Source organism: Lentibacillus songyuanensis, assembly GCF_039548255.1.
In the GTDB taxonomy this organism is placed as follows: domain Bacteria; phylum Bacillota; class Bacilli; order Bacillales; family Amphibacillaceae; genus Lentibacillus_C; species Lentibacillus_C songyuanensis.
Genome location: NZ_JBCLVH010000008.1, coordinates 112,806 through 136,531, shown reverse-complemented (window position 1 = coordinate 136,531; position 23,726 = coordinate 112,806). Strand labels below are relative to the sequence as shown.

25 protein-coding genes and 1 pseudogene are annotated in these 23,726 nt (G+C 41.8%); 16 read left to right on the top strand and 10 right to left on the bottom strand.

Annotated elements, in window-relative coordinates:
• The first annotated feature begins 108 nt into the window (after window positions 1-108).
• From ybaK to rsgA, 4 genes and pseudogenes are all read left to right on the top strand, one after another.
• Window positions 109-594 (top strand): Cys-tRNA(Pro) deacylase, encoded by a 486-nt coding sequence (gene ybaK / locus WMZ97_RS10305; RefSeq protein WP_343271998.1) that lies wholly within the window; start codon window positions 109-111, stop codon window positions 592-594.
• 130 nt (window positions 595-724) lie between these two features.
• Window positions 725-1,153 carry a hypothetical protein gene (locus WMZ97_RS10300; RefSeq protein ID WP_343271997.1) on the top strand — a complete coding sequence of 143 codons (429 nt, stop codon included), beginning with the start codon at window positions 725-727 and terminating at the stop codon, window positions 1,151-1,153.
• A gap of 38 nt (window positions 1,154-1,191) precedes the next feature.
• Window positions 1,192-1,332, top strand: a pseudogene (locus WMZ97_RS10295) (aldo/keto reductase); the annotation flags it as partial.
• Window positions 1,333-1,806: 474 nt separating this feature from the next.
• A complete protein-coding gene (rsgA, locus tag WMZ97_RS10290) occupies window positions 1,807-2,862 on the top strand; it encodes a ribosome small subunit-dependent GTPase A (RefSeq protein ID WP_343271996.1) in 1,056 nt (351 codons plus the stop codon).
• A gap of 46 nt (window positions 2,863-2,908) precedes the next feature.
• Here rsgA and WMZ97_RS10285 read toward each other — a convergent pair whose 3' ends face one another.
• Window positions 2,909-3,454, bottom strand: coding sequence for an HD domain-containing protein (locus WMZ97_RS10285; RefSeq protein ID WP_343271995.1), 546 nt, complete (start codon window positions 3,452-3,454; stop codon window positions 2,909-2,911).
• Between the two features lie 199 nt (window positions 3,455-3,653).
• Between WMZ97_RS10285 and fni the strand changes: the two genes are divergently transcribed.
• The 9 genes from fni (at window position 3,654) to WMZ97_RS10240 (ending at window position 12,558) form a co-directional block, all read left to right on the top strand.
• Window positions 3,654-4,709, top strand: a complete 1,056-nt coding sequence (gene fni / locus WMZ97_RS10280; protein ID WP_343271994.1) for a type 2 isopentenyl-diphosphate Delta-isomerase — start codon at window positions 3,654-3,656, stop codon at window positions 4,707-4,709.
• 100 nt (window positions 4,710-4,809) lie between these two features.
• On the top strand, window positions 4,810-5,259 hold the full coding sequence (locus WMZ97_RS10275) for a DUF2188 domain-containing protein (RefSeq protein WP_343271993.1): 450 nt from the start codon (window positions 4,810-4,812) through the stop codon (window positions 5,257-5,259).
• A gap of 324 nt (window positions 5,260-5,583) precedes the next feature.
• Window positions 5,584-6,426 carry an MBL fold metallo-hydrolase gene (locus WMZ97_RS10270; RefSeq protein ID WP_343271992.1) on the top strand — a complete coding sequence of 281 codons (843 nt, stop codon included), beginning with the start codon at window positions 5,584-5,586 and terminating at the stop codon, window positions 6,424-6,426.
• A gap of 135 nt (window positions 6,427-6,561) precedes the next feature.
• The gene (locus WMZ97_RS10265) at window positions 6,562-7,284 is read left to right on the top strand and encodes a DsbA family oxidoreductase (protein WP_343271991.1); all 723 of its coding nucleotides are present in this window, start codon (window positions 6,562-6,564) and stop codon (window positions 7,282-7,284) included.
• A gap of 403 nt (window positions 7,285-7,687) precedes the next feature.
• Window positions 7,688-8,641, top strand: a complete 954-nt coding sequence (locus WMZ97_RS10260; RefSeq protein WP_343271990.1) for an ABC transporter permease — start codon at window positions 7,688-7,690, stop codon at window positions 8,639-8,641.
• The gene (locus WMZ97_RS10255) at window positions 8,631-9,581 is read left to right on the top strand and encodes an iron chelate uptake ABC transporter family permease subunit (RefSeq protein ID WP_343271989.1); all 951 of its coding nucleotides are present in this window, start codon (window positions 8,631-8,633) and stop codon (window positions 9,579-9,581) included. The genes WMZ97_RS10260 and WMZ97_RS10255 overlap by 11 nt, the downstream gene beginning before the upstream one ends.
• The gene (locus WMZ97_RS10250) at window positions 9,575-10,330 is read left to right on the top strand and encodes an iron ABC transporter ATP-binding protein (protein WP_343271988.1); all 756 of its coding nucleotides are present in this window, start codon (window positions 9,575-9,577) and stop codon (window positions 10,328-10,330) included. Before WMZ97_RS10255 ends, WMZ97_RS10250 begins: the two co-directional genes overlap by 7 nt.
• 324 nt (window positions 10,331-10,654) lie before the next feature.
• The gene (locus WMZ97_RS10245) at window positions 10,655-11,605 is read left to right on the top strand and encodes a siderophore ABC transporter substrate-binding protein (RefSeq protein ID WP_343271987.1); all 951 of its coding nucleotides are present in this window, start codon (window positions 10,655-10,657) and stop codon (window positions 11,603-11,605) included.
• A 218-nt stretch (window positions 11,606-11,823) separates the two neighbouring features.
• Complete coding sequence (locus tag WMZ97_RS10240; protein WP_343271986.1) at window positions 11,824-12,558, top strand: SurA N-terminal domain-containing protein; 735 nt, start codon at window positions 11,824-11,826, stop codon at window positions 12,556-12,558.
• A gap of 150 nt (window positions 12,559-12,708) precedes the next feature.
• On the opposite strand, the gene hisC is transcribed toward WMZ97_RS10240, so the two are convergent.
• The 9 genes from hisC to hisZ all read right to left on the bottom strand — a co-directional run bounded on the left by hisC (window position 12,709) and on the right by hisZ (window position 20,662).
• Window positions 12,709-13,791, bottom strand: a complete 1,083-nt coding sequence (gene hisC / locus WMZ97_RS10235) for a histidinol-phosphate transaminase (RefSeq protein WP_343271985.1) — start codon at window positions 13,789-13,791, stop codon at window positions 12,709-12,711.
• A complete protein-coding gene (hisIE, locus tag WMZ97_RS10230; protein ID WP_343271984.1) occupies window positions 13,784-14,431 on the bottom strand; it encodes a bifunctional phosphoribosyl-AMP cyclohydrolase/phosphoribosyl-ATP diphosphatase HisIE in 648 nt (215 codons plus the stop codon). The genes hisC and hisIE overlap by 8 nt, the downstream gene beginning before the upstream one ends.
• Window positions 14,428-15,186: an imidazole glycerol phosphate synthase subunit HisF gene (gene hisF, locus WMZ97_RS10225; protein ID WP_343271983.1), complete on the bottom strand. Its 759-nt coding sequence runs from the start codon at window positions 15,184-15,186 to the stop codon at window positions 14,428-14,430. Before hisF ends, hisIE begins: the two co-directional genes overlap by 4 nt.
• A complete protein-coding gene (gene hisA, locus WMZ97_RS10220; protein WP_343271982.1) occupies window positions 15,176-15,898 on the bottom strand; it encodes a 1-(5-phosphoribosyl)-5-[(5-phosphoribosylamino)methylideneamino]imidazole-4-carboxamide isomerase in 723 nt (240 codons plus the stop codon). The genes hisF and hisA overlap by 11 nt, the downstream gene beginning before the upstream one ends.
• Complete coding sequence (gene hisH, locus WMZ97_RS10215) at window positions 15,895-16,500, bottom strand: imidazole glycerol phosphate synthase subunit HisH (protein WP_343271981.1); 606 nt, start codon at window positions 16,498-16,500, stop codon at window positions 15,895-15,897. Before hisH ends, hisA begins: the two co-directional genes overlap by 4 nt.
• A gap of 433 nt (window positions 16,501-16,933) precedes the next feature.
• Entirely contained in the window at window positions 16,934-17,518 is a 585-nt protein-coding gene (gene hisB, locus WMZ97_RS10210; RefSeq protein ID WP_343271980.1) for an imidazoleglycerol-phosphate dehydratase HisB, read from the bottom strand.
• The gene (hisD, locus tag WMZ97_RS10205) at window positions 17,484-18,794 is read right to left on the bottom strand and encodes a histidinol dehydrogenase (RefSeq protein WP_343271979.1); all 1,311 of its coding nucleotides are present in this window, start codon (window positions 18,792-18,794) and stop codon (window positions 17,484-17,486) included. The genes hisB and hisD overlap by 35 nt, the downstream gene beginning before the upstream one ends.
• Complete coding sequence (hisG, locus tag WMZ97_RS10200) at window positions 18,791-19,429, bottom strand: ATP phosphoribosyltransferase (protein ID WP_343271978.1); 639 nt, start codon at window positions 19,427-19,429, stop codon at window positions 18,791-18,793. The genes hisD and hisG overlap by 4 nt, the downstream gene beginning before the upstream one ends.
• Entirely contained in the window at window positions 19,430-20,662 is a 1,233-nt protein-coding gene (gene hisZ / locus WMZ97_RS10195) for an ATP phosphoribosyltransferase regulatory subunit (protein ID WP_343271977.1), read from the bottom strand.
• A gap of 117 nt (window positions 20,663-20,779) precedes the next feature.
• Between hisZ and WMZ97_RS10190 the strand changes: the two genes are divergently transcribed.
• The 3 genes from WMZ97_RS10190 (at window position 20,780) to murB (ending at window position 23,507) form a co-directional block, all read left to right on the top strand.
• Window positions 20,780-21,577, top strand: coding sequence for a histidinol-phosphatase HisJ family protein (locus WMZ97_RS10190; protein WP_343271976.1), 798 nt, complete (start codon window positions 20,780-20,782; stop codon window positions 21,575-21,577).
• A 137-nt stretch (window positions 21,578-21,714) separates the two neighbouring features.
• On the top strand, window positions 21,715-22,530 hold the full coding sequence (locus WMZ97_RS10185) for an alpha/beta hydrolase (protein WP_343271975.1): 816 nt from the start codon (window positions 21,715-21,717) through the stop codon (window positions 22,528-22,530).
• A gap of 53 nt (window positions 22,531-22,583) precedes the next feature.
• The gene (murB, locus tag WMZ97_RS10180) at window positions 22,584-23,507 is read left to right on the top strand and encodes a UDP-N-acetylmuramate dehydrogenase (protein WP_343271974.1); all 924 of its coding nucleotides are present in this window, start codon (window positions 22,584-22,586) and stop codon (window positions 23,505-23,507) included.
• Window positions 23,508-23,726: the final 219 nt, after the last annotated feature.

The following is a 23,726-nucleotide window of genomic DNA, read 5'->3' as shown; positions in this document are numbered from 1 at the left end:
TCCCCTTATATAATAGAGAAAAGATTTTGTAATTATACGTATTCTACTATATGCTCTAATGATCAAGCAAATCTAGCCTAAATAGCTATTCAAAAGAAGGAGTTAGTAATGAAAAAGAAAAAAACTCACAAAACCAATGTCATGCGCATACTGGATAAAGAAAATATTGCATACCAGATACTCGAATACGCATGGGATGAAGATCGTTTGGATGCTATCACAGCAGCAGAAAATTCCAGAAAGCCACATGAAAAGATTTTCAAAACGTTAGTCGCGGTTGGCGATAAAACCGGTCCCATTGTTGCTTGTATTCCATCCGAAAAGGAATTAGATCTCAAGGCGTTAGCAAAAGTCAGTGGTAATAAGAAAGTAGAGATGCTGCCAATGAAGGATTTGGAAGACACTACAGGCTATATTCGCGGCGGCTGTTCACCGATCGGGATGAAAAAGTACTTTCCAACCTATATTGCAGCTGAAGCAGAGTTAATGGAAACAATGATTGTTTCTGCAGGTAAAAGAGGCATGCAAGTGGAATTGGCACCAAACGATTTAAAGAGTATGGTGGGAACAGTGTTTGATGACTTTACGTTGTGAGGAGTACCATTCACTCTCTCATACAATTAGCAGATTTCACAAGAGCGTAGTTTACAATTGATGTATCTGGGAATAGTTTAAAAGCTACTGTAGAAACAGAAAGTATGTCAGTTTTTTAGCGAGATGGTTCATGATGAGACAACTGTTGAAGTTAACATTCATAGGGATCGTAGCCGGGATAGTACTCGCAGTCTTTTTGAAAATTATCCAGCTGCTAACCGGTAATCAGGCTTTTGTTTTACTATTTAATACTGATTATATTCCTTTATTAAGAAACATACAGTCAAGTGGTAAAGTGGGTATTACCTTTCATTTTGTCACCTGTATTCTCAGTGTTATTGTCTTATTTTATATCTTAAAAAGTCTCCATCTTGAACGGTCATTTACTGCATATCTGGTGGTATTTACAGTTGGAGGTGGTATATTATATTCATTAACGGCATTAACAGAACAAGTTCCGGCAGTGACCGACTTCGCAGCTTGGGCGTTCTGGACAATTGGACATGCTATATTTGCCAGTGTTGTCGGATTACTCATTAAATGGGGTAGAGCCATATGATGGGCTCACCGAATTAAAAAAGAAAGGAAGCGAGTAACATGCAATATATTACGTTAAACAATGATCTTCGCATGCCACAACTTGGATATGGTGTGTGGAAGGTTCCGGAAGAAGAAGCAGAAACAGCGGTAGGAAGCGCATTAGAAGCTGGCTTTCGCTTGATTGATACGGCGAAAATTTAATGTCTTTCTGTTAATTTCCATAAGATATTTCCTTTCGTTTTATGATTATTAATATTCTAACATATTCGGCAAACGAATGCGGACAATGCACCTGTCCGAGCCTATGAAGCAGTTAAGCACAAAAAGTAAGTACGACTATTAAATAGAGCGCGAATTAAATTCGGGAGAAAGGCCCATCATTTCGGGAGAGAACGAGAGAACCCCCCGTCTTTCTGGAAGAGCGTCACAAAGAATGAGAGAGAATTTCCCAGCCGAGTTGGTAGTCTTTTTCAGTGGTTCCATCTGTACTCTTGTCCTAGTGTACTAGTCTGGTGTAAACTGGTAATAGTTTGTTCATCCATTTTTGAAAGGAGTGGTGTTTTATGATGGTCATGAAAATTGTTTTTGTAAACCAACACACACGTAACAAAATGGAGGAACGGTCGGAACTGTAAAAGGCTCTTCCTCCAATTACTAAGGAGGAAACGGTTATTGAATAGTATTGAAAAACTTGGATGGAACGAATCCATCTCAGAAGTAGAATCAGATAAACTAGCACGTGTAATTGCGGTGCAAAAAAACAGCTATCGAATTTCTGATGGGGAATTAGAATATTTTGCACATTTAACGGGAAAGTTCCTAAATCAGGCTCAAACCTCACTCGACTTTCCCGCTGTTGGTGATTGGGTGAAGGTTCAGAAGTTACCAGAGGAACAAAAAGCGGTTATTCATCGTGTGTTGCCTCGAAAAAGTCAATTTGTTCGCCAGGCGGCCGGAGTGAAAACAGAAGGCCAATTAGTTGCGGCAAATATGGATCTGGTTTTCATTGTTAATTCCCTTAATCATGATGTGAATGTAAGGCGTATCGAACGGTATATATTAGCAACATATGAAAGCAGTGCATCCCCGGTTATTGTATTGACTAAATTGGACGAAACTACACCAGAAGAAGTAGTGCGGATCACTTCTCAGGTGGAAGAAGTGGCGATCGGTGTGCCTATTGTCGCAATTAGCAGTATAACTGGAGAAGGCATGGATGAATTAATAGACTATTTGCCGGCAAAGAAGACAGTGGCGTTGCTAGGATCATCGGGTGTGGGAAAATCTACATTAGTGAACAAACTTTGTGGCGAAATAGTGCAAGAGACTAATGATATCCGGGCTTCTGACAGTAAAGGTCGTCATACAACCACACATCGGGAAATGTTCACCCTGCCAAGCGGCGCATTATTAATCGATACGCCTGGAATGCGGGAGTTACAGCTGTGGGATGGAGAATCAGCGATCGATACGACGTTTCAGGATATTGAAACACTGGCACTGGACTGCCGATTTACTGATTGTCAGCATGATACGGAGCCGGGATGTCGTGTGCAGGAGGCATTAAAATTCGGTGAGTTATCAACGGAGCGATTTCAAAGTTATTTGAAACTGCAACGGGAGCTGGCTTTTGAAAAACGAAAACAGGATCAAAAAGCCCGGTTGGAAGAAAAAAGTAAATGGAAGAAGGTTTCCAAGCAATTAAAAGACAAGTATAAAAATAGATGATAAGCAATGAGAGTCTCTCCAGATGAGTCCGGAGGCTCTCATCCCTTCAATAGGAGCCAAATACACGCTCAATTGCAGCCTTGAATTCGTTGAAGTAAGCGGGTACTTCATCTGCATGGAGCCCGATACACATGTTTTCAGCAATCCATTGGTTGTACCACTTTTGCTTGTCAAAGCCAGCATTGAAATGCGACCATACTTGATCACCTAGACGGTCGAGGTCTTTTTCTAATCCCAGCAAGTTATCCAATTTATCTGCAACAATAAGGTATTTTACCTCTTTATTAGCATCTTTAATGGTATCAATAGTATGCTGCTTTCGTTCCTGCCAGGACTTTGATTTATCTTCCGTGTGTGCTGCAACAAGGGTGGCTACTTTTCTGCCAAATCTCTCTTGTATATCTTCCATTTCATATGGCGTATCTTCCACGACATCGTGCAGATAGCCGGCACAAACCAATTCATCGGAAAAACCTGCTTGCTCCAATCGATCAGCAACACGGATTGGATGGGTGATATAAGGTGCATCGGAACTTTTTCGTGTTTGTCCCTTATGTGCCATTTCAGCAAATTCTTTTGCGTGCTGCTTCAACAAAATTCCTCCCTGTTTTTGATAGGATTTCACTCATTTCATTCATTATAACGTAAAATCGCTTTATTTCCATTAGTTTTAACGACACAATCTTCCAAAAGAAAGGCAAGCGTCGTTTTCCTTTTAAAATCACCGGAAAACAAGTAGACTAAAAGAAGAGAACTAGCTCGTAAAGCGGTGGAATTGGAGGATTATCTTCATGGAAATAGGGATTAACAAACGTAAAACAGAACACATTCGCTTATGTTTAACAGAGAATGTGGAGGGTGTAAATAAAACAACAGGGTTAGAAGGAATTTCCTTTATACACAATGCATTGCCGGAAATCGACTTTGCAGCTATCCGACTGGATACGACCTTTTTACAGAAAGCAATAAAGGCTCCGTTTCTGGTAAGCTCGATGACCGGCGGATCAGAACTTGCAGAAAAGATTAACACCAATCTGGCAAAAGCTGCAGAGAAACAAGGCTGGGCAATCGCGCTTGGTTCCACAAGAGCGTTGCTTGAAAGTGATGCCCATAAAGAATCATTCTTAATCCGCAAGCATGCGCCGACCGTGCCATTAATTGCTAATATTGGAGCCGTGCAATTAAACTATGGCTACGGGATGAAGGAGTGTCAGCGTTTAGTTGATTTAACCCAAGCAGACGCACTTTATTTGCACGTAAACAGTCTGCAGGAAGTTGTTCAAGATGAAGGTGACTTGAATTTTAACGAGCTGCTGCCAAAAATTAAGGAAGTCTGCGAATCTCTGACGGTGCCTGTCGGTGTCAAGGAAGTTGGCTTTGGTATTGATGGTTCGGTAGCAGAAAAATTGTATGAAGCGGGAGTTTCCTTTATCGATGTGGCGGGTGCTGGTGGGACCTCATGGAGTCAAGTAGAAAAGCTTCGTTCCAAGGATCCATTGCGCAAGGCTGCTGCTGAGGCGTTTAATAATTGGGGAAATCCAACGAAAGACTGTATTGTTTCGGTGAAAAGTAAGCTTCCGGATGTACCGATTGTTGCTAGTGGCGGAATGAAGACCGGTGTGGATGCCGCAAAAGCAATGACGATTGGTGCGGATGTAGTTGGATTTGCCAGACAGTTACTGGAATCCGCTACCGAATCGGTGGAAAACGTCAAACAGACGATGGAACAAATTGAATTTGAAATGAAAATGGTAATGTTCGGTATTGGCGTGAAATCAATTGCAGAATTACAAAATACGAAGCGTGTAAATATTATGGGACGATCATTGTTGGAAGAAGAGAGCTGAAGCCTTGTTTGGTTTCAGCTTTCTTTTTTGAAATGATCGTTCATGTTTCAATCCTATGTATACGGGAATGGTTGTACTAAAAACGAAGGAGGCGTATCACATGCCATGGATATTGAACGACTACCCTTCATCTATGAAAAATTTAGACAAAGTTGTGCGTAAAAAGGCAATCGATATTGCCAACTCAATGGTAGACGAGGGTTATGAGGAAGGCAGGGCTATTCCAATTGCAACTGAACAGGCAAAGGAATGGTATAAAAACGCGGATAAGCAAGAGCTGGCTGATTATAATCAGTCAGGAAAACCAACCGAACGATCGGAGGAAGGACAGCGATATGAAAATAATCCAGAGCGTTTAGAGGAAGGAGAACATGTCGTCGCACATGATGATGGCTGGGCGGTAACTTCTAGTAAAGCGAAAAAGCCAACTGCTGTGTATAAAGATAAGAATGACGCTGTTAAACGTGCAAGAGAAATTGCCAAAAATAAAGGAACAACATTGACCGTACACAAGAAAGATGGCTCAATTCAAAAAGAACAGGCATACTAAAGAGAAAGAGGCAGAGGGTTATCTGCCTTTTTTAAGTAAAGAAAGAATAAAATTTGGCGTTGTTAATTTTACTGTCAGCGATAGCCATGTCCGGCTCCAGCGCCCAGAGACTAGTAGCCAACACCCGCCTCTGTACGATAAGTCAACATCGGCTCGCTTCCAGCTCACCGTGTTTCCTTTATCTCCTACGGCTCAGTCCAGTCTATACGTCTCTATACGGGCGCTTGCGCCTTTCTAAGCGACTGCTCATCACACAGAAAAGGGGCGAAATCGTATATTTCGCACTCTACCTCCAAATACTATTCAAAAATGGAGGTTGATCACATGGATAACGAAATGCATCGTGGCGAAGACAGCAAATTCATTCCGATGACTTCAATCACGAGTGGAATGGGTCAGGAGGTACGTGACGATGTTTACTATTATACCGATCAAATAGCAAATATCATCTTTATTGGCAAGCCTAACGCAGAGGAATGGTATATGATTGATGCCGGGTTGCCCTATTCAGAAGCGGAAATTCGCTCGGTTGTGCATGAACGCTTTGGACAAGACAGCAAGCCGTCAGCGATTTTATTGACGCATGGGCACTTTGATCATGTGGGTGGATTAGTGGAGTTAGTTCAGGAATGGGACGTACCGGTTTATGCTCACGAACGCGAGCTGCCCTATTTGACTGGAAAAGAAAGCTATCCTGAACCAGATGGGACAGTTGAAGGGGGATTGTTAGCCAAAATATCCCCGGTGTACCCGAATGAGCCGATTAATTTGGGGGATCATGTCCAACCGTTACCGAACGATCAACGTGTTCCAGGGCTACCCGAATGGAAATGGATACATACACCTGGACACAGCCCGGGGCAAGTCTCTTTCTTCAGAGAAAAGGATCGCACCTTGATAGCTGCAGATGCCTTTATTACGGTTCGTCAAGATTCTTTTTATAAAGTATTAATGCAGACAGAAGAGGTGAATGGGCCGCCAAGATATTTAACCACCGATTGGTATGCGGCTAAAGAATCGGTGAAAAAATTGGCAGAATTAAACCCGGAATTAGCGGTTACAGGTCATGGTCATGCGATGGAGGGGGAGGCCTTGACTAAAGGATTGAAGCACCTCATAGAAAATTTTGATGAAATTGCTGTCCCGGATCATGGCCGTTTTATTTAGAAGACGCTGATTGTTGGTTCCCTGCTGAATTTCATAACATGAGTAACTAGCATTTGTTCTGGTGATTGCAAGCACAGCATTATTAAAAGGCAGATTTTATGTGCTACAATAACTAGTGAAATGAGGTGTTTTTTGATGAAAATTGAAGTATGGTCTGACTTTGTATGTCCCTTCTGTTATATGGGAAAGCGCCGATTGGAAAATGCGTTGTCACAGTTCGCTCACAAAGATAATGTCACACTTGAATATAAAAGTTATGAGCTAGATCCAAATGCGGAAAAGAACCTTGGAAAATCGATTCATGAAATAATGGCAAAGAAGGTAGGCTCTTCGGTCGAAAAGGCAAAGCAAATGAATGAAAATATGGCAAAGCAGGCGGCTGAGCTTGGGTTGACCTATAATTTTGATTCCATGCAGCATACGAATACATTTGATGCACATCGAGTTGCAAAGTATGCTGCGGAAAAGGGTAAAGGTAAGGAAATGACCGAGCGATTATTAAAGGCTTATTTTACGGACTCCGAACATCTTGGGGACGAAGAAACATTAATGAAACTGGCAGGAGAAGTTGGACTGAATCCATCGGCAGTGAAAACGTTGCTGCAAACGGATGATTATCGCCGACAGGTTCGTGCCGATGAAGATGAGGCAAAACAAATTGGTGTACAAGGAGTTCCGTTTTTTGTTTTTAATGAAAAATATGCACTCTCCGGTGCACAACCGACAGAAGTTTTTACAGAAGTATTGGATAAAGTATGGGAAGAAGAAAGTGAAAAACCCGCATTACAGTCGTTGAATCCAACCAAGTCAAAGACAACTTATTGCACTGATGACGGATGCTGTGAGATTGAAGAATAAAGTGAAACTTCATTCCATGGGGTGATTTGTTCCTTATTTAAAATAGGGGAACAAAGGATCAGTTCGCAAACGTCTGTGTTACAATGCTTAAGAGTGGTACAAAAGAAGATAGCGATGCGGCTAAAAACTAACTCAAAATAAAGGTAGTTAAGGTAACTGCTTTTCCCGGGTTAGTTTTTTTATTTGCCATTAGACAGGGCTTTCAGAAAAAACGTGATATTTGTGACAGAAAATTCATTGACTCCTCTGGATAGTTTGACTATAATCAAAGGTATAGTCTAATTGATAATGAATATCATTCCTAATTAGATAGATTAAAAGATAAGAATGATTATAAGTAAGTAACCACGTCATAAAATGCGTTTTTATAATTGGCACAAGTTTTTCGAGTTGAGGTTATGGTATGAAAATACGGTATTTAGTTATAGCAGTCATTATACTTTCTGTTACATCGGTCTTTGTTGGGGTTTCCAATGTTTCTCCGCTGGACTTGTTTCATTTAACAGAGGATCAGAAAACGGTTTTACTGGTTAGCAGGATTCCTCGGCTGATTAGTATTTTAATTGCTGGGATGAGTATGAGTATTTGCGGGCTGATCATGCAACAGCTTAGTAAGAATAAGTTTGTATCCCCATCTACTTCCGGAACATTGGATTCGGCACGACTTGGGATACTTGTATCCATGATGGTATTTACCGCAGCAAGTCCGCTGCAAAAAATGCTCGTGTCGTTTGGCTTTGCGTTACTTGGTACATTAGTATTCATGAAGATTTTGGAGAAAGTAAAGTTTAAAGATGCCATATTCATTCCATTAATTGGTTTAATGTTTGGAAACATTATTAGCTCTGTATCCACTTTTTTTGCGTATCAAAATAACCTGATTCAAAATATGTCATCCTGGATGCAAGGCGACTTCTCAATGATCATGAGTGGAAATTACGAATTGATGTTTGTCAGTATTCCAATCCTGTTAATCGCAGCGTTCTATGCCAATAAATTTACCATTGCCGGAATGGGGGAGGACTTTTCCAAGAACTTAGGGTTAAATTATCGTCAAGTGGTGAATCTTGGATTAATCATTGTTGCCCTTGTAACCGCATCCGTCGTCTTATCGGTCGGAATGATTCCATTCTTGGGATTAATTATCCCGAATATCGTTACAATTTATCAGGGGGATCATTTAAAAAAAACATTGTTACATACGGCACTACTCGGGGCAATTTTTGTTCTAGTTTGTGATATTATCGGCAGAGTGATTATTTATCCTTATGAAATTCCAATTAGCTTAACCGTTGGGGTGATAGGTAGTGGGATATTTATCTATCTATTAGTAAGGAGAAAGAAATATGGATTATAAAAAGAAAACAATTATTCTGGCCGTTATCGCGTTATTGCTAGCCGCATTGTTTGTATTCTATGACCTGACCGGGAATATTGGTTACATTTTACCAAGAAGAATTATTAAAATTGTTGCGATCATCCTGACGGGTGGGGCGATTGCATTTTCAACGACGATTTTCATGACGATTACGAACAATCGGATCTTGACTCCGAGTGTTCTTGGATTGGATTCGCTATATTTGTTAATCCAGACGGTAACGATTTTCCTGTTTGGATCTAAATCACTCATCATGATGAGCAGCAAACTCAATTACATATTCTCGCTTGTGATTATGGTTCTGTTTGCATTAATTCTTTATCGCTTGCTATTTCGGGGAGAAAAGAATAATGTCTACTTCCTGTTATTAGTCGGTATGATTTTAGGAACCTTTTTTGGCAGTTTTACCTCGTTTATGCAGGTACTAATCGATCCGAATGAATTTATGGTGGCTCAGGATAAAATGTTTGCCAGCATAAATAATGTGAACACCGACCTTGTCTATTTGTCGGTTGGTATCATTTTGTTAATTATGCTGTATTTCCTGCGTTTTTATAAATACTTGGATGTACTGGCGCTGGGCAAAGATGATGCCATCAATTTAGGTGTCCCATATGATTACGTGGTCAAGCGGTTACTGATTATTGTTGCGGTACTCATTTCGATTTCAACGGCATTGATTGGGCCGATCACATTCCTGGGACTGCTTGTTGTTAACCTGGCCTATGAGTTTTTAAAGACATTCCGGCACTTTTACATCATTCTTGGTTCGATGTTCATCAGTATTATTGCGTTAATCGGTGGTCAATTCATTGTTGAGAAGGTATTCACATTTCAAACGACTGTCAGTGTGATCATCAATTTTGCTGGCGGTATCTATTTCATATATCTTTTGTTAAAGGAGAATAAATCATGGTAGATATTAAACATGTATTTAAAAAGTATAACCAGAAGAAGGTAATCGATGATGTCTCGGTGAAAATCGAAAAAGGAACGATCACATCATTTATTGGCCCCAATGGTGCTGGAAAAAGTACGTTAATCTCAATGATTAGTCGGCTGATTGCAAAAGATGATGGAGAAATTACGATCGACGGGCGAGATATACTGCAAACAAAAAATAAAGAACTGGCGAAGAAGATTTCCATTCTCAAGCAGTCGAATGCGATTAATCTAAAGCTGACGGTCAGGGAATTAGTGTCGTTTGGACGTTTCCCGTACTCCCAGGGCAAATTGAAGCAAGAAGATTGGGAGAAGGTGGAGGAAGCCATCGATTATATGGAACTCCGTGATATGCAGCATAAGTTTTTAGACGAACTCAGTGGCGGGCAGCGGCAACGTGCCCATATTGCCATGGTAATTGCTCAGGATACCGAATATATTTTGCTTGATGAGCCACTGAATAATTTAGATATGCGTCATTCGGTATCCATTATGAAAACGTTACGCCGCCTTGTCAATGAAATGGGAAAGACAATTGTCATTGTGATTCATGATATCAATTTTGCTTCTTGTTATTCTGATAACATTGTCGCACTGAAAGACGGCAAGATTGTCAAACAAGGCCCCACCTGTGATGTTATCGATCAGTGTGTATTGAAAGATATTTATGACATGGATATTGATATTAAAGAAATTGATAATCAGCGGATATGTGTTTACTTTTAATGGAATTAGCAGTTACAAGTGTCCGGTGCAGTTTCACTTTATCATTGAAGGGGGTGATGTTACTGAATGCTGGAGCTGGACATGGACCTAATAAGTAAAAAAGATCCCCTTATACTAGACAGCATCGCCATGCCCAAGTCCAATATAAAGGAACCTTACACCTATTCATGATAGCTTATTTTTTTAATATGGTAAACGGATTTGTTTCATTGTCATCAGAATATCAAATGGATTTGCCATATTGTCATGTTGTATGTTTTATACATAGGGGATTTTTTTACCATGGTTTGGAACGTAAAGAAATCAGAAAAAGGAGTTTTTTATATGAAAAAGTTTGCACTATTACTTGTTATGAGCGTTTTAGTTGTTCTTATGGCAGCTTGCGGCTCAACTGATTCAAAAGATAATTCAGATGAGAAAGCAAAAGAAGATGATTCTACTATCACCGTTAAGCATGAACTAGGTGAAACAAAAGTAGATAAGAAGCCGAAAAATGTTGTTGTGTTTGATTATGGTGTGCTCGATACATTAGATGAACTCGGCATTCAGGTTGCAGGGGTTCCACAGGGAAATATTCCATCTTATCTGGAAAAGTATGAAAGTGATGACTACGAAAATGTAGGAAGTTTAAAAGAACCTGATTTTGAAAAAATTGCTGAAGTGGATCCGGATTTAATTATCATTTCTGGACGCCAGTCAGATGTGTACGATCAATTAGAGGAAATCGCTCCGACTGTTTACCTTGGTGTGGATACAACACGTTATATGGATTCATTCAAAGAGAATATGGAAACGGTTGGTAAGATCTTTGATAAAGAAGATGAAGTTGAGCAAAAACTTGCAGACATCGATGATTCCATTGCTTCGCTAAAAGAGAAAGCGGAGGGCATGGATAAAAAAGCACTGATTATTTTGGCGAATGATGATAAAATCAGTGCCTATGGAAAAGATTCAAGGTTTGGTCTTATTCATGATGTGTTCGGTGTTCCTGCAGTCGATGAGAGCATTGAAGCTTCCGTGCATGGACAGAATGTTTCCTTTGAATATGTAAAAGAAAAAGACCCGGACTTATTATATGTCGTGGATCGGGGAGCTGTTGTAACCGGAGGGGAGCCGTCCGCAAAGAAAATTGTTGAAAACAAACTGATGAAGGATACAAAGGCGTATAAAAATGATACTATTACGTACCTAAACCCAGAATTCTGGTATCTTTCTGGTGGTGGCCTTGTTTCGGTACAAGAAATGATCAAAGAAGTACAGGATAGTTTGGAATGACTTTTTCGGGGACAGTAGTACCACCACGCTATAGTGGTGGGCGACTGTCCCCGAAATTGTGGCATAAAATAGGCTGGTTTGTCATGAAAATGTTAAGTACTGCACTAGTGCCTGTCATGGCGGTCTTCCATCGGGATAGCTGCAAAAGCTTGACTTGCTATTTATCACGTATCTATGTTTGAATGGAAAGACAATAGACGAAATGAGGGAAGCGTCCGATGAAAAAATTAGTCATGCTAGTACTAGCATTAAGTATAATAACGATGTTGGCCGCATGTGGAAATGATTCTGATTCCGACTCCGGCTCCAAAAAGAAAAGTGATGATGACCAGGCGAAAACCGAACAGTCAGAGCAGCAGAAGAATCAGGAAGTTACCATTTCTGACGATGAAAAGCTTGCTAAGGACGATGTGGTAGCTAAAGTAAACGATAAGCAAATAAAAGGTACACAATATAACGATGCTTATGCACAAACGAAGGTACTCATGAATCAATATGGCGAGGATGTCAGTGATAAAGACCAGCTGAAGGAGCAAACAATGAATGTTCTGATTCAGCAAGAGCTGGTAAAGCAGGATGCAGAAAAGAAAGGAATCAATGTTTCTGATGATGCGGTGGATAAAGAATTTAAGAAAATGAAATCGGACAATGAGGAACAGTTTCAGTCCGTGCTTGATCAATATAAACTTAGTGAAGAAGGCTATAAAAATCAGTTAGCATTTGAGATGATCATTGATAAGTATATGGATCAGGAATTGCCTGATGTTGATGTCAGTGATGATGACGTTAAATCCTATTATGATCAGCTGAAAAAGCAAAACGATGATATTCCTAAATTTAAGGAAGTCAAGTCGCAAATAAAAGATCAATTAGCGCAGCAAAAGCAAAGCGATCAGCTGCAAGATAAAATTGACAAGTTAGAAAAAGATGCGGACATTAAAAATATGATTTAGCAATGAAAGCCTCTGCCAGAATTGGCAGGGGCTTTCATTACTAAGTGTGGTATCACATCAACCTTGAAGCGGAGAGATCCGAATTGGTCACAATATCGACCTAAGAATAGACGCATTAGGGTTGCAGGTTGAATAGTAACAACTTATATATTATAAATGAACATTCACCTCGGTAAGCTCCTCCATTACATCAGTCAGCGTGTCAAAGAAAGTACGCATATCCGCATCTGTTCCAATGGTAATCCGTAAATAGTCTGCTATCTGCGGTTTGTCAAAATAGCGGATAAGCACACCCTTTTCCCTTAGTTTCTCATATAATCGTTTTGCCGAGAGCTTGTAATGGCTGACAAAGATGAAATTTGCCTGGGAAGGGAGGACAGTGAAGCCATATTGTTTCATGCGCTCCGTTACCCACTCACGCGTTTTGGTGACCTGGCTGACACGCTGTGAAAAATAACCATGGTCATCCAATGCTGCTTCTGCACCAGCAATAGCCAGCCGGTCAAGGGTGTAGGAGTTAAACGAATTTTTGACACGGTTCAGTCCTTCGATTAATGTTGCGTTTCCTAGTGCATATCCGATTCGTAATCCTGCAAGTGCACGTGATTTGGACATGGTCTGGACAACAAGCAGATTGTCATAGCGATCAACAAGGGAGACTGCTGATTCCTTGGCAAAATCAATATAGGCCTCATCAATGATAACAACGCGATCTGGGTTATTTTCCACGATATCCTCCACATGTTCAAGTGCTAAATAAATACCTGTAGGCGCATTCGGGTTTGGAAAGATCACGCCGCCCTCTGATTGGAAATAGTCCTCTGGTTGGATTGTAAAGTCCCGTCCTAGCGGTTGGGTTTGGTACGGGATGTTAAATAGTTTGGCGTATACTGGATAAAAGCTATACGTTATCTTGGGAAAGCAGATTGGCTTATCGCCTGCGAAAAAAGCCATAAAAGCAAATCCCAGCACCTCGTCAGATCCATTGCCGACAAATACATTTTCCTTTCGCAGCTGATAAGGCCCTGCGATTTTTCCCCTTAGTGTATCAACCGTTGGACTGGGATATAATTGCAGTTTTCGTTTCAACTCCCGGGTAATGGCCTCCGTGACCATTGGTGAGGGCGGGTAGGGATTTTCATTCGTGTTGAGCTTAATCATTTCCCCCGCTTGTTGTTCACCAGGTATATATGGTTCGGCTCTTGTTACCATGTCACTCCAAAACTTACTCACGACAAATCCCTTCTTTTTGCATATGACGTTTCATGAGTTCCTGTCGAATGTCGGCTAGGCTAACTCCACGTATATCCATTAGAATCAATGTGTGATAAATGAGGTCGGAAATTTCCCAGATTAATTCTTCATTATCGGCATTCTTCGCGCCGATAATGACCTCGCTCGTTTCTTCGCCAACTTTTTTCAGCACTTTATCGATTCCTTCGTGAAATAAATAAGTGGTGTAGGAACCGTCAACAGGGTGATCACGGCGTTGTTTAATTGTCTTCACCAGATTGCTGATCATCGCAAATTGGTTGGGACTGCCGTGATTAAGCGGCTTGTGAAAGCATGTTTCTGCTCCCGTATGGCAGGCAGGACCAAGCGGCTGTACCTGTACCAGCAGTGCATCCCCATCACAGTCATAGGTAATGTTTTGTACGATTTGCTTGTTTCCAGATGTTTCGCCTTTATTCCATAACTGTTGTCTGCTGCGGCTGTACAGCCAGGTTTCATTTGTTTCCAGCGTTTTCTGTAAAGCGGCTTCATTCATATAAGCGAGTGTCAATACTTTGCCAGTGTCATTATCCTGAATAATCGCGGGTACGAGTCCTTGTTCATCAAACTTAATTTGTTCAACATTTATTTCCATGATCAATCTCTCCTCATTAGGATGCCGTTTTCTGCTAAATACTGCTTCAGTTCTGGAATCTTGATTTCTTGGTAATGAAACACCGATGCAGCAAGCGCGGCATCGGCTTTGCCTTCCTGTAAGACGGAGGTGAAATGTTCCATTTTCCCTGCACCGCCACTTGCCACAATCGGAATGTTTACTGTTTCAGCAATTTTTCTGGTTAAATTTATGTTAAATCCATTTTTGACGCCATCCACATCCATGGCATTGACAACGATTTCTCCGGCACCAAGTGTTTCCCCACGAGTTGCCCATTCCATTGCATCCATGCCTGTATCGATCCGGCCGCCATTTAAGTAGACCGTCCACTTCGAATGATTTTGTTTGACGTCCATGGATAAAACAATACACTGACTGCCAAACTTTGCCGCTGCATCGGTAATTAAGGAAGGATCCCGGATGGCTGCACTGTTAAGCGATACTTTATCCGCTCCAGCTCGTAATACCCGATAAATATCATCGACTGATCGTAGTCCACCACCAACTGTAAACGGAATATTAATTTCGGTTGCCACTTGTTCTACAATGTCGGTAAAAATATTGCGGTTTTCATTTGATGCGGTAATATCGTAGAAGACGAGCTCATCGGCGCCCTCTTGACTGTAGCGTTTTGCCAGTTGAACTGGATCTGCGACATCTCGGATTTCTTGAAACTTCTTACCCTTGACGACTCTGCCTTTATCTACGTCTAAACAGGGGATGATTCGTTTAGCGAGCATGGTAACGCTCCTCTCTTAAGGACGAAAAGGATAATCTGCCATCATATAATGCTTTTCCGATGATCGCTCCATAGAGTCCGAGTGTGGATAATTGCTCAATGTCTTGTTTGCTCGATACTCCGCCAGAAGCAATTACATGGATCGATGTAGCATGGTTGATTGCTTCCAATTCAGCAAAGTTGGGGCCGGCAAGCATGCCATCTTTTAAAATGTCCGTATAAATGACCGTTTTGACACCGATGTCCTCTAACTCTTTTATGAGATCGATAGCTTTTACCTTGCTTGTGTTTATCCATCCATTTGTCGCCACATAACCGTTTCTGGCATCAATGGAAACAGCGACCTTATCGCCAAAGCGTGTTACCGCCTCTTGCAAAAATGCTTTATCATCAATGGCTGCAGTTCCGATAATCACTCGGTCAACTCCGAGTGATATGTACGTTTTAAAGGCTTCCATGGAACGGATTCCACCCCCGATTTGAATAGGGATAGACGTTTGTTTGACAATGGATTGGATGGTTGTTTGATTGGATGCCGTACCTGTTTTTGCCCCGTCTAGGTCAACCATATGCAGATATTTTGCACCCTGGTTTTCCCATTCAGCGGCGATTGTTGCAGGGTCATTACTATAGATTTTTTCTTGTTGATAATCACCTTGGGTCAGGCGTACACATTTTCCATTTCGTATATCAATTGCCGGAAATAGGATCATGAAATCAACTCCCCGAAGTTTTTTAACAGTTTGAGCCCGGCCGGACCACTTTTCTCTGGATGAAATTGCATACCAATAATGTTTTCGGATTGAACAATGGCGGAAATGTCTCCGCCATATGGACAACTGCTAATTGTTGCATCATTGCCTGTGGCATCGGCATAATAAGAATGGACAAAATACATATATGTTTGATCATCAATGCCCTGCAGTATTGGGTGCTCCTGATGATGAGTTAATGTATTCCAGCCCATGTGTGGCACCTTGACGGAGGGGTCAATTTTCTGGATACGTCCTTTTAGCAGACCCAGACCTTCCCATTCTCCATCTTCGTAGCTCATTTCGTACAATAATTGCATACCGAGACATATGCCGAGGATGGGTTTTCCTTTTCCAGCCTCCGCTTGTAACACAGAGGTTAAACCAAGCTGGTCAAGTGCTGCCATGGCATCCTTAAATGCCCCTACACCAGGTAAAATAATGGCATCACTTGCTGTGATTGTTTGATGATCGCTTGTTAAGAAAGCGTTCAAATTCAGTTTCGTTAAGGCAGATTGCAGGCTTTTGATATTTCCGGCGCCATAATCAACAATTGCGATCATTTCTGTTTGCTCCTTTTTGTTCTAATATATCTGAGCCAATTAGTACTAGGTTGATATCCGCGTTTTTGGTCCGAAGTCACCGCAAATCCGGTTGATATTCGCGCATTCAGGTCGATGTTATCGCGTATCTGGTTGATGTTCGCGCAACCGGGTCGAAGTAATCGCGGATCCGGTTGATATTCACGCATCCAGGTCGATGTTATCGCGCATCCGGTCGATGTTCGCGCATCCAGGTCGATGTTATCGTGAATCCGGTTGATGTTCGCGCATCCAGGTCGAAGTCACCGCGAATCCAGTTGATGTTCACGCGTCCAGGTCGAAGTAATCGCGAATCCGGTTGATGTTCACGCGTCCAGGTCGAAGTTACCGCGAATCCGGTTGATGTCCGCACGCCTGGGTTCAATGTTTTCAAACGGGTACTCCGCGTCTTACTTTAAAGCGACCCTTTTGTTGACCGAACCCCTTTGATTCGCGGGTTTTCCAGTGTTGCTTCGTCCAATACCCGGCCAAATCCCTTGAAGATCGATTCCACCATATGATGGCTATTTTCACCATAGGCAAGATTGATATGCAAGGTGACTTTGGCATGGTTGACGAATGCTTGAAAAAATTCCTTGACCAGTTCGGAATCAAATGTCCCGATTTTATCCTTTAACCCATCGACATGAAATACGAGATGGGGGCGTCCGCTAATGTCCAATGAGAGGGTGGACAATGCTTCATCCATTGGCGTCGTGACGGTAGCATAGCGATTGATTCCTACCTTTTTTCCTAATGCTTGATCAAACGCTTGACCAAGAACTATTCCGATATCTTCAACCGTGTGATGTTGATCGACAGCTAAATCACCTTTGCAGGTGAGCTGCATGTCGAATAGGCCATGCCGGCCCATCAGTGTCAGCATATGATCTAAAAAACCGACATCTGAAGAAATCGCAGTATTCCCGGTACCATCAATGGAAAAATCTAATTGAATGGTTGTTTCAGTTGTTTGGCGTTGAATCGAACTGTTGCGCATGTGCAGCATCCTTTCTAACTTGTATGGCATTGGCGTGTGCTGTTAATCCTTCCGCCTCTGCAAGTGTGATAATGTGATCCGCACCTTTAAGTAGCGACGCTTTCGTATAGTGAATCATGCTTGATCGTTTAACAAAGTCATACACGCCAAGTGGGGAGGAAAAAATCGCTGTCCCACTTGTTGGCAGGGTATGATTTGGCCCAGCAAAGTAATCACCTAAAGGTTCAGGTGAATACGGTCCAAGAAAAATCGCCCCTGCATGCTGGACAAGATGCGTGTGTTCAGCAGGATTTTGAATGAGCAACTCTAAATGCTCCGGAGCAATCGCGTTAACCACTTCGAACGCTTCAGCTAAATCTTGGACAAGAACGATACTGCCGCACTGATTTAAGGATTGCTGAATAATTTGCTTGCGATCGAGCGTAGCTAGCTCGATTTCAATTTCTTTTTGAACTTCTTCAGCGATCTGCTGGCTTGTCGTAATACAAATTGCTCGTGCTCGTTCATCATGCTCGGCCTGGGATAATAAATCCGCTGCGACAAATCGAGGGTCAGCTGTTTTATCCGCGACAATACATATTTCACTTGGTCCGGCAATCATATCGATAGCGACATCGCCAAACACCCATTTCTTGGCCCGGGCCACAAAGGCATTGCCTGGACCAACGATTTTGGCAACTTTTTGGATGGTTGGTGTACCATAGGCGAGTGCCGCAATCGCCTGTGCACCGCCAACTTTATATATGTGGTCTATCCCCGCTTCGGCAGCAGCAGCTAACACAAATGGGTTTATTTTCCCATCCGGTTGTGGTGGGGTTACCATGCTCACCGATGTTACTCCAGCTAATTTTGCCGGAATGGCATTCATTAAAACAGTCGATGGGTAGGCGGCTTTTCCTCCTGGAACGTAGACACCAACCCGTTCCATTGGTGTAATCTTCTGTCCTACCATATTGCCCGATTCGTCAGTTATATACCATGACCGTTCGATTTGTGCCTCATGGAATTGACTGATATTTTGCTTCGCCTGGTTTAATGCGTCCATAAACTCCTTGGATACCTGTTGTTTCGCTTCTGCTATCTCGGCTTTGGTAACCATCATAGTTGCCAGTTTTACGCCGTCAAATTGTTCCGTAAAGTCCAAAAGCGCTTGGTCACCATTGCTTCTAACTTGTGAAATGACCTCTAAAACGGTTTTGTCCAGGGCAGGATCATGAGCTGTTCCGGTGTTCTTAACCAGCTCTTGTAAAAAGCGTTTGCTCGTTTGAACCTTCATGAATTACGCACCTCCAACGCATCGGTCAGTTGAGCCATAAACCCATGAATCTGATCGGATTTTGTGGCAAAACTAGCCTTATTCACGATCAATCGGGTACTAATCGTCTCTATCACGTCAATGATTTGCAGACCGTTTTCTTTCAATGTTGTACCAGTCTCGACAATATCTACGATGACATCGGCTAGCCCGACTAATGGGGCTAATTCCACCGATCCATTTAGTTTAATTGTTTCAATCGGAATCTTGCGCCGATCGAAATAGGCACGGGCGACAGCAGGATATTTCGAAGCAACAGCTAACTTTTGCGTCGAGTCAATGTCGGTATCGGCTTTACCGGCCAGGGCAAATTGGCAATGACCAAAGCTAAGATCCATCATGTCATAGACGTTTGCCTGTGCTTCTGCGATGTTATCCTTTCCGACAATCCCGAGATCGGCAGCTCCTTTTTCGACATAGGTTGGGACATCTACCGCTTTTACATATACAAGTTTAAAACGATGACTTTCATCGTAAAAAATCAGTTTTCGAGATTTCTCATGGAAGTCAGGAAAGTAAATACCAGCTCCATTCAGTAACTTCATGGCCTCCTCTGCTGTTCGTCCTTTGGCCATTGCTAATGTCAGACATTCCATTTAGTCGTCCTCCTTTAGTAAATCAACCAATTCTGCTTGCTTCGTAAATGCAGCAACGCTACCATTAGAGGATACGAGATTTCCTGTTTCTTCATAATAGATAATGGTTGTATCTGCTGAAGGCTTCTGGTGATGTTCTGCTGTTTCTGTGCGAACATGCAGTCCGTGGCTACGCAGCATTTGAGCGGCTGTTAAAGCTTCTTGTAGTTTCTGCCTTGCATAGAAAATATAAATATCGATGGTTGATCCCTTATTCGGGAATAATGCCTCCTGTTCCATGACGTCCATAATTGAATCGGTATCAAAGGCAAAGCCAATCGCCGGCATAGGCCTATTGAACTGTTCCGCCAAGTGATTATAACGGCCGCCCATCAACACTGGTTTGCCGAAATTTTCTACAAACCCTTGAAAAATAATATCGGAATAATAGTCCATATGATTGATCAACCCGAGATCAAATGTAATAAATTGTTCCACGCCATATACCGTCAACACTTCCAACAGGTGCAACATACTTTGCACTTTTTCCTGCATTTGTGCATTTAACGCCACGGATGCTGCTCGATCGATGACCGTTTGAGGCGTGCCATATAGCAACGGAATCTGCAACAGAGAGTGCTTGCTTTGAGCATCAATGGCTAACGGATCCAGAAATGCTTCTATTTCCGAGAAATTCTTCGCCTGGATCATTGCTTGCAGTTGAACTGTTTCCTGATCAGATAAGCTGGTTTGGTCTAACAACTCCTTGAAAAAACCAGCATGGCCAATGACCAGTTTAAAATGATCAAATCCAAGATCTTGTAATGTATGAATCGCTAATGTGATGACTTCGGCGTCCAATTCAGCTGACCCATTCCCAAAGTTCTCAATACCTGCCTGCATTTGCTCGTTGCGTTCCTGGACCAGTCCATCATTGCGGAAAACATTGGACGTATAAAAAAATCGCTCTTCTTCAGGTTTCAGCTGAGTTCCTGCCGCCAGTCGTCTGGTAATGGGGATTGTCACATCAGGCCGAAGCACGAGGACTTTACCAGACGGAGCAATCACCTTAATCATTTCTTCCGTATGAATCGTACCAGTAATTGATTGGTACAGATCATAATTCTCGAACGTTGGGGTTTGAATTTGCTGATATCCGTATGTGGCAAAACGTTTTTTCATTTTCTCCAAAACGTATTCCTGTTTCTGATAATCATCCTGCCGAAGCGTGTTTTGATTGTGAAACTGCAGCATAAAAAATCTCCTGTTCTATAACTTTATCACTTTACTACTTTATTTAATTAAAGTTATATAGTATTCTAATAATTAATACAGTAAAAGTCAATAGAAAAAGAGGAGGAATTTTTTCGTATGTTTGATTATCATGTACATAGTGTGTTTTCCGCTGACTGTGAAGAACCGATGGAAAAAAGCGTCCAAAGAGCAATTGCGTTAGGACTTCAGGAAATTTGTTTTACAGAACACATTGATTACGATTACCCGGATCCAACCATCGTCTTTGATCTGGATCTATCTGCATATACAAGGAAAATGACATCCTTACAAAAACAGTATGGGGAACAAATAACGATAAAAAAGGGCGTAGAAATTGGTGTTCAACCCCATCTTCTTGACCGATATCGTCAATTAATAGCTCAGGAAACATTTGACTTTGTGATCTGCTCCATGCACACCGCCCATCAACAGGACTTGCATTCCGGGGCATTTTTTGCTGAAAAATCGGTTGATGAGGCGTTTGCTGCTTATTATCGTGAACTGCTTTATTGTGTGAAATCTTATAAGAAGTATCAGATATTGGGCCACCTTGATTTAGTGAAACGTTATACACGGGAAATTCCAACAAATGATTTTCATGATATCATTCGTGAAATATTTCGGGTTATTATTGCGGATGGAAAGGGAATTGAACTAAATACTTCGGGTGTTCGTTACGGATTGGCGAACGGACTGCCGAGTGAGGATATTTTAGAATTATATAAGGAATGTGGGGGGGAGATCATCACATTGGGATCTGATTCGCATCAAGCAGAAACGATTGCTTTTCAATTTCAGGAGTCACTGCAATTGCTTAAGCATTTAGGCTACCGTTATATAACTACATTTACAAAAGGAGAAGCGCAGCAGCATCCAATTGAAGAAATCATCTAGTTTCCTGTAAGCCGTGGCCCGACAAAACGTTCAGAAAGCTCAAGAAAATTTTCTCCCATCAAAGGACAAAAAAACGGTTAAGATGCTATAATGGAAAGGGAATTTATTCGAATGCAAGGCAAGGAGAGTATAGGCAGTTGAAACTAAAACATATCATATATATTACATCAGTGGTTATCATTATTTTCATTGCCGGACTAAGTATATATCTACCAAATCGCGCAAGCTCTGAGAAGGGCATTTCCCCTGTTACGGTTTTCGTTCACGGGTATAAAGGTACCGCTAATTCATTTGGCGGGATGCTGGGTCGTTTTGAACGAAATGATTGGGGAAATAAGGCGTTATTATGTTATGTCACAAGAAGCGGACATGTAAAGACGTATTCGCTGAATAATAGTAAGAAGAAACCAATTATGGTTCAGGTAGTTTTTGAAAATAACCGGGCAAGCTTCGACGATACAGCTGCAGGGCTTTCCAATGTGATGAAGGGGTTGAAATATAAGTATCACATTCATGCGGTAAACCTTGTCGGGCACTCAATGGGTGGCTTAATTTCGGTAAAGTATCTTGAGGAATATAAGGATAGCACGAAATATCCGGTGACACATAAACTGGTTACGATTGGCAGTCCATTTGATGGTATTTACAATAACTATTACTTCCAAATCAATCAGGATCCTGCCGCCAATGATTTAAAGCCAGGTTCACCATCCTTACAATTACTAGAAACCAATGCGCAGGCCATTCCTGAAAATATCCATGCATTAAGCATCGCTAGTACGGGTGATCCAGTGGCCGTTCCGGAAAGTGTGGATAAATTGAAGAATATTATTCCCGAGAGCCGATTAACGCAAGAAGTCATTCAAAATGATCAATTGGGTCATAGTGAATTACACGAAAATGCGCAAGTGGATACGATGATTCATTCATTTCTGTGGCAAGAACGGGAGTAATCACCTAGAATAGTAATGGCAGAATCAAATTACATTTAAAAGGAATGGTTTAAGTGGTAAATGATCATCATACGTACGAGGAATTAATAAAGATTACAGCAACGAATAATGTGATGGTTGATGAACACTTAAAAAATCATACGTATACCCGTTTAGGCGGGAAAGCTGATTTTTATGTGACACCAGAAACATATGAACAAGTACAGCAAATCGTTAAGCTGGCAAATAAACAGGATATCCCTTTTACCATGCTTGGGAATGGATCGAATTTGATTGTGAAGGATGGGGGGATTCGTGGGATCGTCCTTAATTTGCAAAAGCTGGCAACCATTACTTCTGATGGAATAACCGTTGTTGCCCAAAGCGGGGCGCGGATTATTGATGTATCCCGTTATGTGTTAGCTGAAAACTTGGCCGGACTGGAATTTGCCTGTGGAATTCCTGGATCGGTTGGGGGCGCATTATTTATGAATGCTGGTGCATATGGCGGAGAAATTAAAGATGTATTGGAAAGTACAGTGGTGGTTGATCGAGAAGGGGAACTTTTAACTTTATCGGCTGATGAATTGGATTTGAAATATCGATCCAGTAATATTCCGGATAATGGCTATATCGTTTTGGAGGCGACCTTTTCGTTACAAGAAGGCAACTATGAGGAAATCAAAGCGGTGATGGATGATTTAACGTTTAAGCGAGAGTCGAAGCAACCGTTGGAATATCCTTCGTGCGGAAGTGTGTTTAAACGTCCGCCAGGCTATTTTGCCGGGAAACTCATTCAGGATAGTAACCTGCAAGGGAAACAAATTGGCGGGGCTCAGGTATCCACGAAGCATGCGGGCTTTATTGTAAACCGTGACCACGCATCAGCACAACAATATATTGATCTTATCCACTTTGTACAACGGACAGTGAAAGAGAAGTTTGGTGTTAAGTTGGAACGTGAAGTTAAAATTATTGGGGAAGACTTGATGGATTAAAATGGCTTGTCGATCAAGCTCATGTCTGCCCTTGTTTCAGTTGGGAAGTAGAGGAGGATCGGCTACTTTCGCCATTATGTGCGGAACGCTGATCCACCCTGATTGGCAGGGCGCAGTTTGTACGCGGGAGTCGATGGTGACTTTTCGTGCGGTTGTGAAGGACATGCTTTAGACTAAAGATGTCATCAACATTAATGTGGAACAACCAGTATCAGAGAT